Annotated in this window: 18 protein-coding genes; 17 read left to right on the top strand and 1 reads right to left on the bottom strand. The window is 54.6% G+C overall.

Annotation, left to right across the window (positions count from 1 at the left end; all coding sequences use genetic code 11):
* Positions 1–8: 8 nt before the first annotated feature.
* From fabG to ptsG, 9 genes are all read left to right on the top strand, one after another.
* The gene (gene fabG / locus G5574_RS20925; RefSeq protein WP_006118833.1) at positions 9–743 is read left to right on the top strand and encodes a 3-oxoacyl-ACP reductase FabG; all 735 of its coding nucleotides are present in this window, start codon (positions 9–11) and stop codon (positions 741–743) included.
* Between the two features lie 152 nt (positions 744–895).
* Positions 896–1132: an acyl carrier protein gene (gene acpP / locus G5574_RS20930; protein ID WP_003849865.1), complete on the top strand. Its 237-nt coding sequence runs from the start codon at positions 896–898 to the stop codon at positions 1130–1132.
* An 85-nt stretch (positions 1133–1217) separates the two neighbouring features.
* Positions 1218–2459: a beta-ketoacyl-ACP synthase II gene (gene fabF, locus G5574_RS20935; protein ID WP_164483133.1), complete on the top strand. Its 1242-nt coding sequence runs from the start codon at positions 1218–1220 to the stop codon at positions 2457–2459.
* Between the two features lie 121 nt (positions 2460–2580).
* The gene (pabC, locus tag G5574_RS20940; RefSeq protein ID WP_164483134.1) at positions 2581–3396 is read left to right on the top strand and encodes an aminodeoxychorismate lyase; all 816 of its coding nucleotides are present in this window, start codon (positions 2581–2583) and stop codon (positions 3394–3396) included.
* Positions 3393–4412: a cell division protein YceG gene (gene yceG, locus G5574_RS20945; RefSeq protein WP_006118836.1), complete on the top strand. Its 1020-nt coding sequence runs from the start codon at positions 3393–3395 to the stop codon at positions 4410–4412. The genes pabC and yceG overlap by 4 nt, the downstream gene beginning before the upstream one ends.
* A complete protein-coding gene (gene tmk / locus G5574_RS20950; protein WP_164483135.1) occupies positions 4402–5037 on the top strand; it encodes a dTMP kinase in 636 nt (211 codons plus the stop codon). Before yceG ends, tmk begins: the two co-directional genes overlap by 11 nt.
* The gene (gene holB, locus G5574_RS20955; RefSeq protein ID WP_164483136.1) at positions 5034–6023 is read left to right on the top strand and encodes a DNA polymerase III subunit delta'; all 990 of its coding nucleotides are present in this window, start codon (positions 5034–5036) and stop codon (positions 6021–6023) included. Before tmk ends, holB begins: the two co-directional genes overlap by 4 nt.
* Positions 6024–6034: 11 nt before the next feature.
* Positions 6035–6826, top strand: a complete 792-nt coding sequence (locus G5574_RS20960) for a metal-dependent hydrolase (RefSeq protein WP_039341084.1) — start codon at positions 6035–6037, stop codon at positions 6824–6826.
* A gap of 290 nt (positions 6827–7116) precedes the next feature.
* Positions 7117–8553, top strand: coding sequence for a PTS glucose transporter subunit IIBC (gene ptsG / locus G5574_RS20965; protein WP_006118840.1), 1437 nt, complete (start codon positions 7117–7119; stop codon positions 8551–8553).
* 180 nt (positions 8554–8733) lie between these two features.
* Here ptsG and G5574_RS20970 read toward each other — a convergent pair whose 3' ends face one another.
* On the bottom strand, positions 8734–10308 hold the full coding sequence (locus G5574_RS20970) for a methyl-accepting chemotaxis protein (protein WP_174250607.1): 1575 nt from the start codon (positions 10306–10308) through the stop codon (positions 8734–8736).
* A 617-nt stretch (positions 10309–10925) separates the two neighbouring features.
* Between G5574_RS20970 and hinT the strand changes: the two genes are divergently transcribed.
* The 8 genes from hinT (at position 10926) to G5574_RS21010 (ending at position 17062) form a co-directional block, all read left to right on the top strand.
* Entirely contained in the window at positions 10926–11276 is a 351-nt protein-coding gene (gene hinT, locus G5574_RS20975; RefSeq protein WP_164483138.1) for a purine nucleoside phosphoramidase, read from the top strand.
* Positions 11277–11296: 20 nt separating this feature from the next.
* The gene (locus tag G5574_RS20980) at positions 11297–11665 is read left to right on the top strand and encodes a YcfL family putative periplasmic lipoprotein (protein ID WP_033737550.1); all 369 of its coding nucleotides are present in this window, start codon (positions 11297–11299) and stop codon (positions 11663–11665) included.
* A 10-nt stretch (positions 11666–11675) separates the two neighbouring features.
* Positions 11676–12278 carry a penicillin-binding protein activator LpoB gene (lpoB, locus tag G5574_RS20985; RefSeq protein ID WP_054634171.1) on the top strand — a complete coding sequence of 201 codons (603 nt, stop codon included), beginning with the start codon at positions 11676–11678 and terminating at the stop codon, positions 12276–12278.
* Positions 12262–13074: a thiamine kinase gene (thiK, locus tag G5574_RS20990; RefSeq protein ID WP_174250608.1), complete on the top strand. Its 813-nt coding sequence runs from the start codon at positions 12262–12264 to the stop codon at positions 13072–13074. The genes lpoB and thiK overlap by 17 nt, the downstream gene beginning before the upstream one ends.
* A gap of 39 nt (positions 13075–13113) precedes the next feature.
* Positions 13114–14154, top strand: a complete 1041-nt coding sequence (gene nagZ, locus G5574_RS20995) for a beta-N-acetylhexosaminidase (RefSeq protein WP_164483139.1) — start codon at positions 13114–13116, stop codon at positions 14152–14154.
* Between the two features lie 39 nt (positions 14155–14193).
* Entirely contained in the window at positions 14194–14736 is a 543-nt protein-coding gene (gene ycfP, locus G5574_RS21000; RefSeq protein ID WP_006118847.1) for an alpha/beta hydrolase YcfP, read from the top strand.
* Between the two features lie 202 nt (positions 14737–14938).
* Complete coding sequence (locus tag G5574_RS21005; protein ID WP_164483140.1) at positions 14939–16243, top strand: NAD(P)/FAD-dependent oxidoreductase; 1305 nt, start codon at positions 14939–14941, stop codon at positions 16241–16243.
* A 276-nt stretch (positions 16244–16519) separates the two neighbouring features.
* Complete coding sequence (locus tag G5574_RS21010; protein WP_033737545.1) at positions 16520–17062, top strand: glycine zipper 2TM domain-containing protein; 543 nt, start codon at positions 16520–16522, stop codon at positions 17060–17062.
* The last annotated feature ends 168 nt before the right edge of the window (positions 17063–17230 follow it).

Below are 17230 nucleotides of genomic sequence, written 5' to 3' on the forward strand. Positions count from 1 at the left end.
GGAAAATCATGAGCTTTGAAGGTAAAGTAGCGCTGGTAACGGGCGCGAGCCGCGGCATTGGCCGTGCGATTGCAGAAACCCTGGCTGCACGTGGTGCAAAAGTGGTGGGAACTGCAACCAGCCAAAGTGGTGCCGATGCGATCAGTGCTTACCTTGGCGATAAGGGACTGGGCCTGCTGTTAAATGTGACAGATGCCGCTTCCATCGACAGCGTTTTAGAGAAAATTCGCGCTGAATTTGGCGAAGTGGACATTTTGGTCAATAATGCAGGCATTACGCGTGATAATTTACTGATGCGTATGAAAGACGATGAGTGGCAGGATATCCTTGATACCAACCTCACATCAGTTTTCCGTCTTTCTAAGGCGGTGATGCGTGCCATGATGAAAAAGCGCATGGGACGTATCATCACCATTGGTTCCGTTGTCGGAACCATGGGTAATGCGGGTCAGGCAAACTATGCTGCAGCAAAAGCGGGTTTGATTGGCTTTAGCAAATCACTGGCGCGGGAAATCGCGTCACGTGGCATTACCGTCAACGTCGTGGCTCCGGGCTTCATAGAGACCGACATGACGCGGGCACTGAACGAAGATCAACGTTCCGGTATTCTGGCAGAAGTGCCTGCGGGTCGCTTAGGCGAAGCGCAGGAAATTGCTAATGCTGTTGCATTCTTAGCCTCTGACGAAGCAGCCTACATCACGGGTGAGACGCTGCACGTCAATGGCGGCATGTATATGGTCTGATAATCACGAAATCATTTGCATTATTTGCGTATAAAACCGCACAATAGAGTAAATCGTGGTTAGACCAGCCGGGATTTTGTTGCATCTTTTTCAACATTTTATACACTACGAAAACCATCGCGAAAGCGAGTTTTGATAGGAAATTAAATAGTATGAGCGATATCGAACAACGCGTTAAGAAAATCATCAGTGAGCAGCTGGGTGTGAAAGAGGAAGAAGTGACCAACTCTGCATCTTTCGTAGAAGACCTGGGTGCCGATTCTCTTGATACCGTTGAGCTGGTAATGGCTCTGGAAGAAGAGTTTGATACTGAAATTCCAGACGAAGAAGCTGAGAAAATCACTACCGTTCAGGCAGCGATCGACTATATCAATAGCCACAAAGGCTAATGAATATCTTCAGGCGGTCAATTGACCGCCTGAGTTTTATGTTTGCCCCACAATAGTCATTTTTTTCCCTCCCTGGAGGACGAACGTGTCTAAGCGTCGTGTAGTTGTGACTGGTCTTGGCATGTTGTCTCCTGTCGGCAATACCGTAGAGTCTACCTGGAGTGCTCTCCTTGCCGGTCAGAGCGGCATTAACCTGATCGACCATTTTGATACCAGCGCCTATGCAACACGCTTTGCAGGTCTGGTAAGAGATTTCAATTGCGATGACTTTATTTCCCGTAAAGATCAACGCAAGATGGATGACTTCATTCAGTACGGCATCGTGGCAGGCATTCAGGCCATGCAGGACAGCGGTCTTGAAGTGACCGAGGAAAATGCAGGCCGGATTGGCGCGGCAATTGGTTCGGGCATTGGTGGTTTGGGTCTGATTGAAGAAAACCATACCTCGCTGGTGAACGGCGGTCCGCGTAAAATCAGCCCTTTCTTCGTGCCTTCCACAATCGTCAATATGGTGGCGGGACATCTCACCATCATGTATGGCCTGAAAGGCCCCAGCATTTCCATTGCGACCGCCTGTACTTCTGGCGTTCACAACATTGGTCATGCGGCACGTATCATTGCTTATAACGATGCTGACGTGATGCTGGCAGGTGGCGCGGAAAAAGCCAGTACACCATTGGGTGTAGGTGGGTTTGGCGCGGCGCGTGCACTGTCTACACGTAACGACAACCCTCAGGCGGCAAGCCGCCCATGGGATAAAGACCGTGATGGTTTTGTACTGGGCGACGGCGCGGGCATTATCGTACTGGAAGAGTACGAGCATGCTAAGAAGCGTGGCGCTAAAATCTACGCGGAAATCGTGGGCTTTGGGATGAGCAGCGATGCCTATCACATGACCTCGCCACCGGAAGACGGCTCTGGCGCAGCCGCAGCGATGATCAATGCGCTGCGTGATGCACAGATAACGCCTGACAGGATCGGTTACGTCAACGCGCATGGCACGTCAACGCCAGCAGGCGATAAAGCCGAAGCGCAGGCGGTGAAATCAGTGTTTGGTGAGGCTGCCAGCAAGGTTATGGTCAGCTCAACTAAGTCGATGACCGGCCATTTACTGGGTGCGGCAGGCGCGGTTGAATCGATCTATTCGATTCTGGCGCTGCGCGATCAGGCGGTTCCACCGACCCTGAACCTGGATAACCCGGACGAAGGTTGCGATCTTGATTTCGTTCCTCACACTGCACGTCAGGTGTCTGGACTGGAATATACGCTGTGTAACTCTTTCGGTTTCGGTGGCACTAATGGTTCACTGATTTTCCGTAAAATCTAAACCTGGCGTTTATGATTGCTTAAAAGGCCCGCTATGCGGGCCTTTTTTCTGTCCAGCGACGAAGAGAAACCGATAAAATCACCGTCATGACAACCACGATATCGATACGGGAGACGCGGTAATGTGGATTAACGGCATCGAACAATCTCATCTCACGGCCCGCGATCGCGCCGTACAATTTGGCGATGGCTGCTTTACCACGGCCGCTATCATCAAGGGCAATATCGCGCTTTTTGACTGGCATATTCAGCGGCTAAAGCAAAGCTGCGAACGCCTGTGGTTACAGAATGTTGACTGGCAGGCTCTGGCGGGGGAAATGCTGCAGGCGGCCTCGGGCCATGACAGCGCGGTGCTCAAAGTCATTATCAGCGCAGGCAGTGGGGGACGCGGTTACAGTCGTGCGGGCTGTAGCGGGCCGACGCGCATTGTCTCGGTCTCTGACTGGCCCGGGCACTATGCTGCGTTAGAAAATACCGGTGTCAGGCTGGTGGTCAGTCCGGTCCGGCTGGCACGCAACCCCCAGTTTGCCGGGCTAAAACATCTCAACCGGCTTGAACAGGTGATGATTCGTGCCCATCTTGAGCAGACAGACGCGGATGAAGCCCTGGTGCTTGACACCGAAGGTTGGGTGGTGGAATGCTGTGCGGCCAATTTATTCTGGCGGAGCGGCAACACGATCTTTACGCCCCGGCTGGATCAGGCTGGCGTTGACGGCATTATGCGGCAGAATCTGATAGCGCAAATACGTGCAGCAGGACAGAGTTGTCAGGTGGTGCAGGCGACGCTGGCGGCACTGTTAGCCGCAGACGAAATTGTCATCTGTAATACGCTCATGCCCGTCTTGCCCGTTCGACAACTTGATGCGGTGACCTTTCATCAACGCACATTGTTTAACCAGCTACAGGCAAGCTGTAAAACGATAATGGAAGCAGAATGAGTCGAAGCAAAAAAATTATTGCGGGTGTGCTGGCAGTGCTGCTGGCGGCCGCAGGCGTCAGCTACTGGCAGGTGAAGCAACTTGCTGCCAGCCGTCTGACCCTTTCCCAGGAAACGATTTACACGCTGCCCGCCGGGACGGGCCGTGTGGCGTTAGAAGCCCAGCTGGAAAGTCAGCATATTATTCCCCACAGCATCTGGTTTGGCGCGTTGCTGAAGTTTGAGCCTGAACTGGCAAAATTCAAAGCCGGAACCTATCGTCTGGAACCGTCAATGACGGTGCGCGAGCTACTGGCGTTGCTGGCCAGCGGCAAAGAGGCCCAGTTCCCGCTGCGCTTTGTAGAAGGACAACGCCTGCAGGAGTGGCTGAGTGAATTACGCCAGGCACCTTATGTAAAACATACGTTGCCTGATGATAAGTATGCCACCGTGGCAAAGGCGCTCAGGCTGGATGAAAATCAGCTGGAAGGGAGCTTCTGTCCGGATACCTATCTGTATACCGCCAATACAACGGATATTGCGTTGCTGACGCGTGCGCATCAGCGAATGCAAAAGATGGTTGATGAAGTCTGGCAAGGCCGCATGGACAACCTGCCCTACAAGAATGAGCAGGAGATGGTGACGATGGCGTCGATCATTGAAAAAGAGACGGGCGTCAGTGAAGAGCGGGCGAAAGTGGCCTCTGTGTTTATTAACCGACTGCGGACGGGTATGCGCCTGCAGACCGATCCGACCGTGATTTACGGTATGGGCGCAGCCTACAATGGCACACTGACGCGCAAAGATCTGGAAACAGCGACGCCGTACAATACCTATATCATCAGTGGTTTGCCGCCAGGCCCGATTGCGATGCCGAGTAAGGCCTCATTGATTGCGGCCGCGCATCCGGAAAAGACCAACTACCTCTATTTTGTGGCGGATGGCAAAGGTGGACATACGTTCACGACCAATCTTGCCAGCCATAACAAGGCCGTCCAGGCTTACCGGCTTGCGTTAAAGGAAAAAAATGGACAGTAAGTTTATTGTGATTGAAGGCCTGGAAGGCGCGGGAAAAACCACGGCCCGTGAGGCCATTGTGGCAACGTTACAGGCACACGGGATTGAAGACATCGTCTTTACCCGTGAACCCGGTGGTACGCCGCTGGCTGAACAGCTCCGTATTCTGGTGAAGCAGGGCATTGAGGGCGAGCAGGTGACCGATAAAGCGGAACTGTTAATGCTGTACGCCGCCCGTGTCCAGCTGGTCGAAACCGTGATTAAACCGGCCCTTGCGCGTGGCGCCTGGGTGGTGGGCGATCGGCATGATCTCTCCTCTCAGGCTTACCAGGGCGGCGGCCGTGGGGTTGATGCCGAACTGATGCGTACATTGCGTGATACGGTGCTGGGGGATTTTCGTCCTGACCTGACGTTGTATCTGGATGTCACACCGGAAACAGGATTACAACGTGCCCGCGCTCGTGGTGCGCTGGATCGCATCGAGCAGGAGTCACTGCGCTTTTTCGAACGCACGCGTGACCGCTACCTGGCCCTGGCGGCGGAAGATGCGACGATTCGGACAATCGATGCGACGCAGCCTCTGGAACAGGTGACCACCGCACTGCAATCCACATTGTCTGCCTGGCTGGCGGAACAGCGGGCATGAACTGGTATCCCTGGCTAAACCAGCCTTACCGGCAGGTGATTGCACAGCACCAGGCGGATCGCGCGCATCACGCGCTGCTGGTGAATGCCATGGAAGGCATGGGCGATGATGCCCTGGTGTGGGGAATGAGCCGCTGGCTGATGTGTCAGCGCCGCGACGGACTGAAAAGCTGCGGTCACTGTCATGGCTGTCAACTGATGCAGGCAAACACGCATCCTGACTGGTACCGGCTGGAAGCCGAAAAAGGCAAAGCCACGCTCGGCATTGATGCCGTGCGCCAGGTGACGGAAAAAATGTACCACCATGCACAGCAGGGCGGGGCTAAAGTCGTCTGGCTACCCGATGCGTCGCAGCTCAGTGATGCGGCAGCGAACGCCTTGCTGAAAACCCTTGAAGAACCGCCGGCAAACAGCTGGTTCTTTCTGAGCAGTCGTGAACCTTCGCGTTTGCTGGCGACGCTGCGCAGCCGCTGTATGGTGTTAACGCTGGCACCGCCAGACGAAGCCCACAGTCTGGCATGGCTCAGAAAGCAGGGAGCGTATGACGAGTCACACTTACTGGCTGCGCTGCGCCTGAGTGCGGGCGCGCCCGGTGCCGCCCTGGCGCTGCTGGATGAGCGAGCATGGCAGGCAAGGCAGGCACTCTGTGATGCCCTTGTCAGCGCCCTGCAACAGGACATCCTGCAACTGCTTCCAGTACTGAATACTGATAACCCAGGCACGCGCATAGGCTGGCTGCTGGCGTTGATACTGGATGCCATCAAGTGGCAGCAGGGTGCGACACAGTGGCTGACCAATGTGGATCGTCAGGATGTAGTGGCGATGCTGGCGCAGCATTTCTCGCAAACGGCGCTGAACAACAGCGCTCAGGACTGGATGCGCTGCCGCGAAACGCTGTCAGAGGTTGCGGCAGTGAATCGTGAACTTTTGTTAACTGACAGGCTACTGAGCTGGGCGGACAACCTGAAGCCCGCAGTACCCGGCTGACTGAGAAAACTATGTTTATTGTTGATTCCCACTGCCATCTTGATGGCCTTGACTATGAAAAAAACCATCAGGATCTTGATGACGTGATCGCCAAAGCGGCAGCGCGTGACGTCAGGTTTATGCTGGCGATTGCCACAACGTTACCTGGCTTTAGCACGTTAAAGGCGCTGGTAGGCGGTCGCGAAAATATCGCACTCTCCTGCGGTGTACATCCGCTGAATCAGGAGGAACCTTACGATGTCGACGAATTCCGTCGGCTGGCCGCCGATCCACAGGTGGTGGCCTTGGGTGAAACCGGACTGGATTATTATTACCAGCAGGAAACCAAAGCGCAGCAGCAGCACTCGTTTCGCGAGCATATCCGTACCGGGATCGCGCTGAACAAGCCGATCATCGTGCACACGCGTGATGCGCGTGAAGATACTCTGGCGATTCTGCGTGAAGAACAGGTTGAACGCTGCGGCGGTGTACTACACTGTTTTACGGAAGATCAGGCGACAGCGGCGAAGCTGCTGGATATGGGGTTCTACATTTCTTTCTCAGGGATCGTGACGTTCCGCAATGCTGAGCAGATCCGCGAGGCGGCACGCTATGTTCCCCTTGATCGTATTCTGGTTGAAACCGATTCGCCCTATCTGGCACCTGTACCTTATCGCGGCAAGGAGAATCAACCGGCCTATACACGCGATGTGGCCGACTATCTGGCGGTACTGAAAGGCGTGGATATCGAGACGCTGGCGGCAACCACCACGCAGAATTTCTCCACGCTTTTCCATATCCCCATGAGCCGCCTTGGCGCCTGACAGTTAGTTTATTTCAGGCTTTGTAATAAATACGAAATATCCGCTGCTGACTCTGTTTTTGTCCAACAGAGTCAGGGTATTTCGCTGAAAAAATAGGCGGTTATGCACGTATGCTTACCCGTCTGAGCGCTCTGGTTTGCGAAACGTGATAGCCGTCAAAGTAACGAGGCGTAATTTATTTTACCCTTCGTAATAAATCAAAATGGCGGATAACGCCAACCGGTAAAGAACCTCCCTCTTTACCACGCGCACTGCGCGAAAAACGCACTCATACTCAGGAGTTTCACGTTATGTTCAAAAACGCTTTTGCCAACTTACAAAAAGTTGGTAAATCGCTCATGCTGCCGGTGTCGGTTCTGCCTATCGCCGGTATTTTATTAGGAGTAGGTTCCGCCAATTTCAGCTGGTTACCTGTGGTCGTCTCACATGTTATGGCGGAAGCGGGCGGCTCGGTCTTTGCGAATATGCCGTTGATTTTTGCCATCGGTGTTGCGCTGGGCTTTACCAATAACGATGGCGTTTCGGCCCTGGCGGCGGTAGTGGCTTATGGCATCATGGTGAAAACCATGGCCGTGGTGGCACCGTTAGTGCTGCATCTGCCTGCGGCAGAAATTGAGGCCAAACACCTGGCGGACACCGGTGTGCTGGGCGGTATTATTGCCGGCTCCATCGCGGCTTACATGTTCAACCGCTTCTATCGCATCAAGCTGCCTGAGTATCTGGGCTTTTTTGCGGGCAAGCGCTTTGTGCCGATTATTTCCGGTCTGGCGGCTATCGCGATGGGCCTGGTACTGTCATTTATCTGGCCGCCGGTCGGTTCAGCGATTCAGGATTTCTCACAGTGGGCAGCCTATCAGAACCCTGTGGTCGCTTTTGGTATTTACGGCGTGGTTGAACGTGCGCTGGTGCCATTTGGTCTGCACCACATCTGGAACGTCCCTTTCCAGATGCAGATTGGTGAATATACCAATGCGGCAGGTCAGGTCTTCCACGGCGATATTCCGCGCTATATGGCGGGTGACCCAACCGCAGGTAAACTGTCGGGTGGCTTCCTGTTTAAGATGTATGGCTTACCTGCGGCCGCCATTGCGATTTGGCATTCGGCAAAACCAGAAAACCGGGCGAAAGTGGGCGGCATCATGATTTCGGCTGCACTGACCTCGTTCCTGACCGGGATTACCGAGCCGATCGAATTCTCGTTCATGTTCGTTGCGCCTGTCCTGTATGTCATCCATGCGATCCTGGCCGGTCTGGCGTTCCCGATTTGTATTCTGCTCGGCATGCGTGATGGCACCAGCTTCTCTCACGGACTGATCGACTTTATCGTTCTGAGTGGTAACAGCAGCAAAATCTGGCTGTTCCCGATCATCGGGATGATTTATGCGGCGGTTTACTACACCGTGTTCCGTGTGCTGATCGTTAAGCTGGATCTGAAAACGCCAGGCCGTGAAGACAGCGCCAGCGAGCAGTCGTCATCAGCAACCGGCACCGAAATGGCGGGCAAACTGGTTACGGCGTTTGGCGGTAAAGATAACATTACCAACCTGGATGCCTGTATTACCCGTCTGCGCGTCAGCGTGGCGGATGTGAGCAAGGTCGATCAAACAGAACTGAAAAACCTGGGTGCACGCGGTGTGGTCGTGGCAGGTTCAGGGGTTCAGGCCATTTTCGGCACCAAATCTGATAACCTGAAAACCGATATGGATGACTACATCCGTAAAATGTAACAGGCCGTAGCGTACGTTTTTGCCTTTCATAAACAGCGTTGAGTTCCGACTCAACGCTGTTTTTTTATGGCATGGCATGGCATGGCATAACGGCATAACGGCATAACGGCATAACGGCATAACGGCATAACGGCATAACGGCATAACGGCATGACGGCGATAACCTGTTTTGGGCTGGCTTTAGCTGGCCTGACGCGTCACAAATTTAGAGGTCGTCTGCAACAGCAGATCGGACAACCGTTGCAGCTGAGCTGTGGCCGCCGCCGTTTCTTCAACCAGTGCCGCATTCTGCTGCGTATCGCTGTCCATCTGCGCCACGGCAATGCCGACCTGTTTCACGCCGGTGCTCTGCTCATGGCTTCCGGTGCTGATTTCGGCAACCAGATCGTTAACGCGATGAATCTCTTTCACCACCGCCTTCATGGTCTCGCCCGCCACGCTGACATTATTCACCCCGGTTGCTACCCGCGAGTGGCTCTCCGTAATCAACGCTTTGATTTCCTGAGCCGCCACGGCGCTGCGTTGTGCCAGACTGCGAACCTCACCGGCTACCACAGCAAAACCCCGTCCCTGATCGCCCGCCCGGGCCGCTTCGACCGCCGCGTTAAGCGCCAGGATATTGGTCTGAAAAGCAATGCCGTCAATCACGCTAATGATTTCCCCTATCCGGCTGCTGCTGTCCTGGATAGCGTGCATGGTCTCTTCTACATCCGAGACGGACTGGCCGCCGCTGGCCACAATCTGAAACGCGTGTTTGACGACATCATTGGCCACCCGCGCATTATCTGCATTGCTCTGTACTGCCGAAGAGAGCTGTTCCATTGAGGCGCTGGTTTCTTCCAGTGCAGATGCCTGAGACTCGGTACGGCGTGACAAATCCTGCGTGCCGTTGGCGATTTCTGCGGAGGATTTTGCCACCTGCTCAGCGGCATCCTGGACTTCACTGATCAGATCGCGGATGTGCTGACGCATCACAGACAACTGAAAAATCAGGCTGGAGGTATCACCGGGTTTTGTTTCGTTGTGCCCGTGAAGGTCACCGCGCGCAATCAGTCCCGCCATGTGGACCGCCACTTCCGGTTCCGCCCCCAGTTGCTTCATGACGGAGATAAAAATCAGCGTACCGAGTACGCCGCCGGCGAGGAAGGTCAGACCGATTAACAGAATGAGCGTGAATGAGGTACTGTCTATGTGGGAAACATTGTCATCAATGACCTGATGCACAGAGGCGTTGTAAATCTTCACGGCCTCCAGCAGCGGATCTCTGACAGCGACGTGCAGGCGGTCGGTGTGCGTGGCAATTTCCTTCAGGGCGCCCGGAATGTCGTTATTGTTCGCCAGCGCATAAACCCGCTGCATAGAGGCCAGATAGTCCGGCCAGGCCTGCAACACTTTTTGCGTAATCGCGACCAATGCGGGATCCTGGGACTGTTTCAGAAAATCCACTGCGGTCTGGACCGACTGCTGTGATTTTTGGTTAAATTTTATCGTATTTTGACGGGATTCGGCCGCGGTGACGTTGCCACCCGGAAAAACATACGCATAGCCCCGTCGAAAGTGGGTCGCCATTTCGCAGGCCGCCACGTTCATCATCTGAACCGGTTCAAGCCGCGATGTGTATAACTGCTGTTCTGATGCCGCCAGTGTTCTGAGGGAATGAAGACAGATAACGGCAATAATGACCATGGCGATGAGAAAAAAAACGGTAAGAAAAATCAGTCGGTGTGACAGTTTAACGCGTTGTAAGAATCGCATAATTAACATCCTGTTTAACGGTTAATTGTAATCGTTTTCAGTCAGGCACGTTATTGCGCATCAAGATTTAACGGCCTGAAGCGGTGTAAAACGCGACGGGCTCGGGATCAAACTAATCCGACACGTTATTTATAGTTTCGGCAAGAAATGATAGGGCTTTAATGATCAAATGTTGCAACCTTTTGCTGTCACCCCCGCTCAGTAATGCAGGGACTTAAGCAACGCCCGTCACGCTGTGGGTGAGCCGACTGTTGGGGGTCAACAGTGCGTAGAGCAGAAAGGGCTGTTGTTGCACGGAAAGACAGCGAGTGATATCCGTCAACCCGGCCAGGACAGCAGGGGAGCGGAGACTGTGGCAACGACCCAACGTTTGCAGGGCTGCTGCGCGTGAAAACCAGAGATACGTGATCGTTTCATTACCCGGCAGGTCGCAGGAAAGGAGACGATACTGACTGTGGGGTGATAAAAATGGAAAGGCCCGTTTCGTGCCCTTACAAGGGCGGAAATGCGTTAAACACCGCCACTTAATGTAAGAAAGAGCGGCGCGAGGTTGAAAGAAAACGAATTTCTCCCGCATACTGAGAGATTATCTACCCAGGCTAAAGGAACTGCTCTCTATGGCTGAAGAAACGATTTTCAGTAAAATCATCCGTCGCGAAATTCCCGCCGACGTGGTTTATCAGGATGAACTCGTCACGGCGTTTCGCGATATCTCGCCTAAAGCCCCCACGCACATCCTGATTGTCCCTAACATTCTTATCCCGACCGCCAACGATGTTGAGGCGGCACATGAGCAGGCGCTTGGCCGGATGTTCACGGCGGCGGCGAAGATTGCGCGTGAAGAAGGGATTGATAAAGAGGGTTATCGCCTGATCATCAACTGCAATCAGCACGGTGGTCAGGAAGTTTACCATATTCATATGCATCTGGTAGGCGGTAAACCGCTTGGTCCGATGCTGTCACATTGATCCCTGAAGGGGACCTTGCTATGCGTTCATGGCTGACAGGACTGGCCGTTTTGCTGAGTCTGACCGGTTGCAGTAGTGATAAACCGATGATCAATACGTCTCAGTCGCTGGTGATGGAATCATCCGTGCTTTCAGCGGGCATTATTACCGATGAGCCCACGCTGGATGACCACGACGGTCAGAAACGTGCCAGCAGCATACTCTACAATCAGCGTGAAACGCCGGTTGTGGTGCACTATCGTTATTACTGGTACGACGATAAAGGGCTGGAAATAACGCCGCGTGAACCCGCGCAGATTGTCACGGTGCCGCCTGACGGCAGCGTCGCTGCGGTGTCGCAACTGGGTAACCTGACGGCCAGCAAGGTTCGTCTCTATATCTATCTCTGAGGACTGTTACGTGATTCGCAGTGTTAATCGTACTGGCGCACTGATGATGGCGCTTATTCTTTCGGGCTGTGTGTTGAAACAGCAGCAGCCTGCCCCCGTGGAACAGCAAACTCAGCCCGAGGAACAGACTCAGCCCATTCCTCAGCCTGAGCCGCAGCCGGTTCCTCAGCCTCAACCCGTTCCGCAGCCGCCAAAGCTGGTGACAATTAACTGGGATGCCACCGTACAGCCGCTGGTCGCCCAAATGGTGCGTGCCGCAACTGTGCAGCCGGGCAGCGTGCTGTTGGTGGATCGTATCAAAAACAACACTAACGGTTCACTCCAGTCGGAGAAGGCAACCAGTGCCATTCAGACGGCGCTGAACAACAATGGTAAGTTCAGCCTGGTGTCGCCGGAGCAGCTGGCGCAGGCCAAACAGGCGCTGGGGCTTTCGCCGGACGACAGTCTTAACTCACGCAGTAAAGCGATTGGCCTGGCGCGTAACGTTAACGCCCAGTATGTGCTTTACAGCACGGCGAAGGGTGACGTCAAAACGCCGACCATCCAGATGCAGCTCATGCTGGTGCAGACGGGCGAAATTATCTGGTCGGGCAACGGTGTCGCCCAGAATTAATACCGCTTTTTTACAGCTGATTCAGGCTACAACGGGTGAGCAGCCGGGCAACCTGACCTCACTCGCGGGCTTAACCGGGCAGAGTTGTCGCATCCTGACCGCACAGGGACGCTATCTTCTCCGCCCGGCACCGCATCCCGCGATACCGTTCGTTAATCGCCAGCGCGAGCACCGTGTGTTGCGCAAGTTGCAGCCCAGCGGGCTGGTTAATGCGCCGCTGGCGGGTAACCGCCATGGCCTTATCCTGCCCTGGCAGGAAGGTGAGGTGCTGGATGAGGCGGGTTTTCGTGCACAGCGGTACGAGGTGATTACGCTCCTCCAGCGGCTTCATCACCAGCCGCTGACCGGTTATCGTGTCATGCTGTTACCCCTGCTGTGGCAATACTGGCAGCAGTGCCAGCAGCGTCAGTATTGCTGGCTGCGCCAGCTAAAACGGCTGACAGAGCAGGGGGAGCCGCGTCCGTTGCGCCTTGCCCCGCTGCATATGGATGTTCATCCTGCCAACCTGATCCAGTCATCGCAGGGGCTGCATCTTATCGACTGGGAATATGCCGCGGACGGGGATGTGGCGCTGGAGCTGGCCGCCGTCTGTTTTGCCGTGCCGGATCAGCAAACCGGTTGGCTAACCGACTATGCTGAGCGGATGCAGTTACCGCTGGCTTCACTTCAGCGTCAGGTTCGTCGCTGGCAACCATGGCTGCACCTGCTAGTGGCCAGCTGGTATCAACTGCGCGCAGAACAGAGTGGCGATGCCCAATTACAACTGCTGGCTCAACAGAGCTGGTCACAGATTTAACGGCTTTGCGCAGAGGCGCAGAGAGACAGGATACAGGTTATGACAACACGTTTTCCCGGCCCACTCATGCTGGACGTTGAGCGTTTCGAGCTGGATGCCGAAGAGCGAGACATACTGCGCCATCCGCTGGTGGGTGGCGTGATTCTTTTTGCCCGCAATTACCACGATCCGGCGCAACTGGCCGAGCTGGTCCGTCAGATCCGCGCCGCGTCGCACACTCGTCTGGTTGTGGCCGTCGATCAGGAAGGTGGTCGGGTACAGCGTTTTCGTGACGGCTTCACCACACTACCGGCGATGCAGTCATTTGCTGCGCTCCACGATATGAGCACGGCAGGGGAGTTGGCCCAGCAGGCAGGCTGGCAGATGGCCGCCGAAATGATAGCGATGGATATCGACATCAGCTTTGCGCCGGTGCTGGATATCGGCCACATCAGTGCGGCCATTGGCGACCGGTCATTTCACGCGGATCCGCAGATCGCTCTCGCGATAGCGCGCCGCTTTATTGCCGGTATGCATGAGGCGGGAATGAAGACGACCGGTAAGCATTTCCCCGGTCATGGTGCGGTCAGCGCAGATTCCCATAAAGAAACCCCGCGCGACAATCGCCGTGAAGCCGAGGTGCGCGAGCACGATATGGCCATTTTTCGTACGCTGATTCATGAACAGGCGCTGGATGCCATTATGCCTGCCCATGTGATCTACAGCGAAGCGGACCCGCTTCCTGCCAGCGGATCACCCTACTGGCTGAAAACGGTGTTACGCCAGGAACTGGGCTTTAAGGGCGTGATTTTCTCTGACGATCTCTCCATGGAAGGTGCCGCCGTGATGGGCAGCTATGCGGAGCGTGCGCAGCAGTCACTGTCTGCCGGTTGTGACATGGTTCTGGTTTGTAACGATCGCAAGGGCGCCGTCAGTGTCATAGATAATTTGACCCTGATCGAAGCGGAGCCTGTCATGCAGTTGTATCATCGTGGAACCCTGAGCCGGGAGAGCCTGAAAGCGAGTCGCCGCTGGAAAGACAATGCGCAGCAGCTCAGTGCGCTACAGGCGCGCTGGCTGGCACATAAAGACGCGTTATAGCCATCAGGTTGCCCGGCGCGACAGCCATAGAGGATAAACATGATTATTTATCTGCACGGTTTTGACGCGACGAGCCCGGGCAACCACGAAAAGGTGTTGCAACTGCAGTTTATCGATCCTGATGTCAGACTCATCAGTTACAGCACCCGTCATCCTAAACATGACATGCAATTTCTGCTGAAAGAAACAGATAAAATGCTGGGCCTCAGTGATGATCCCCGTCCGCTGATCTGCGGGGTCGGCTTAGGAGGCTACTGGTCCGAGCGTATTGGTTTTTTATGCGGTATCCGTCAGGTCCTGTTTAATCCCAACCTCTTTCCCTTCGAGACCATGGAAGGCAGGATTGATCGTCCTGAAGAGTACCTGGATATAGCCACCAAGTGCGTCAGCGATTTTCGCGAGCGTAATCGTGACCGCTGCCTGACCATTTTAGCGCGTCATGATGAGGCGCTTGACAGCCAGCGCACCGCGACGCTGCTCCAGCCTTATTACCCCCTTATCTGGGACGAAAGCGAAAGCCATAAGTTCAGGAATCTCTCGCCCCATCTCCAGCGAATCAACGCCTTCAAAACCACGGTGTAACACAACGCGGCAACCGCACGATGCCGGGCTTTATGCCAGGAACAGTCTGCTAAATTTGATGTACATCAATTTTCTGAGGCCCATCCGGGGCCGTCATGGTATTCTGCCTTCAGATAGCGATGTTATGTCGCCAACCCTATGTTTATTAAGGTTTAATTTAACCATTGATTAACTTTTGGTTCACAATTTGAGGGGGTCCTTGTTGACTGCATCTGTTAAGAAAATTGTTATTGTTGGCGGCGGTGCCGGCGGGCTGGAAATGGCCACGCAACTGGGCCACAAGCTGGGGCGTAAAAAGAAAGCCGAGATTATTCTGGTCGATCGCAACCACAGTCACTTGTGGAAGCCGCTGCTGCATGAAGTCGCTACCGGATCGATGGATGAGGGGATTGATGCGCTGAGTTATCTGGCGCATGCCCGTAATCACGGTTTCCAGTTCCAGCTGGGTTCGCTCACTAACATCAACCGCGAAAAGAAAGTGATTCAGCTGGCCGAAGTGGTCAATGCGCAGGGGGACGTGTTAGTGCCCGAGCGCGAACTGGCCTACGACACGCTGGTGATGGCGCTGGGCAGTACCTCAAACGACTTTGGGACGCCGGGCGTCAAAGATCACTGCATTTTTCTCGATAACCCGCAACAGGCTCGCCGTTTCCATAACGAAATGCTTAACCTGTTCCTGAAATTCTCGGCCAGTGAAGGGGCGCTGGAGAAGGTCAATATCGCCATCGTCGGGGGCGGAGCAACAGGCGTTGAGCTGTCGGCGGAGCTGCATAATGCCGTGAAGCAACTGCACAGCTATGGCTATAAGGCGCTCGACAGTGAAGCGCTGAACGTAACGCTGGTGGAAGCGGGCGAACGTATCCTGCCAGCCTTACCACCGCGTATTTCGGCTGCGGCCCATCAGGAACTGTCAAAGCTGGGTGTTCGCGTGCTGACACAAACGATGGTCACCAGCGCAGATAAGCAGGGCCTGCACACGAAGAGCGGCGAATTTATCGAAGCCGATCTAATGGTCTGGGCAGCGGGCATCAAAGCGCCTGATTTTATGAAAGGCATCGGTGGACTGGAAACGAATCGCATTAATCAGCTGGTGGTCAAAGACACGCTGCAAACCACGCTGGATGAGAATATCTACGCTATCGGCGACTGCGCCTCCTGTGCCTTGCCGGGTGGCGGATTCGTGCCACCGCGTGCGCAGTCAGCTCATCAGATGGCGTCCTGTGCGCTGGATAACATCCTGCTGCAGTACCGGGGCAAACCGTTGAAAGCCTACGTCTATAAAGACCACGGCTCGCTGGTGTCGCTGTCGCGCTTTAGTACGGTAGGAAGCCTGATGGGCAACCTGATGCGTGGCTCTATGATGATTGAAGGGCGCATCGCCCGTGTTGTCTATATCTCCCTGTACCGCATGCATCAGGTCGCCCTGCATGGCTATATCAAAACTGGCCTGATGATGGTGGTGGGGAGCCTGAACCGGGTGATTCGCCCCCGGCTGAAACTGCACTAAGAGTACGGGGCGGATTCGCCTGACTTCGCCACCGGTGCTGTTCCGGTGGCGAAACCCGCGCACGATTTTACGCTGTCATTTCTGTTCAGAACTCTCCGAAAACGTGGTAGTACCACTGTTGGCGCGATTTTCTTCCCAAATTCCGATATTGCAAAAGCTTTACATCTGTAAAACTTATCTCAACCAAACGGCGAGTCGCGCACGCCGGTTCTGCCAGTGCTGTGAGGGATATCCAGCGGCAGGAATGCGCGGTAACACTTTCAGGAGGAACTTCCTGTGAATAAATCAATGTTAGCGGGTATCGGTATTGGCGTGGCAGCGGCACTGGGTGTTGCCGCCGTAGCAAGCATTAACGTGTTTGACCGCGGTCCTCAATACGCACAGGTGCTGTCAGCAACACCAATAAAAGAATCTATCAAACAACCGCGTCAGGAATGTCGTAACGTGACGCTGACGCATCGTCGTCCGGTTCAGGATGAAAACCGTATCGCCGGTTCAGTACTGGGTGCGGTAGCGGGCGGTGTGCTGGGTCATCAGTTTGGCGGCGGTCGCGGACGCGATGTCGCAACGGTAGCCGGTGCGCTGGCAGGCGGTTATGCCGGTAACCAGGTTCAGGGCGGCCTGCAGGATCGTGATACCTACACGACGTCTGAACAGCGTTGCAGAACCGTATACGATAAACAAGAAAAGATGCTGGGTTATGACGTAACCTACAAGATCGGCGACCAGCAGGGTAAAATCCGTATGGAAAACGATCCGGGTACGCGTATTCCGGTTGACCGTAACGGACAATTGATCCTGAACGGCGACAAGGCTTAAGGGCAAAGCTTGCCGCACTGCGGTCACACAGCACACATAACAAAAATGATAAGCGCATCTCCGGATGCGCTTTTTTTTGCTTATCCGAACGCTAAAGCGCGCAACCGAACGATAGCCTCTTCCAGGCTGCTCGCCGTGCGTGGCTGACCTTATGCATCAGATCCCCGC

Origin of the sequence: Pantoea stewartii (genome assembly GCF_011044475.1) — a bacterium.
Taxonomy (GTDB): Bacteria; Pseudomonadota; Gammaproteobacteria; order Enterobacterales; family Enterobacteriaceae; genus Pantoea; species Pantoea stewartii.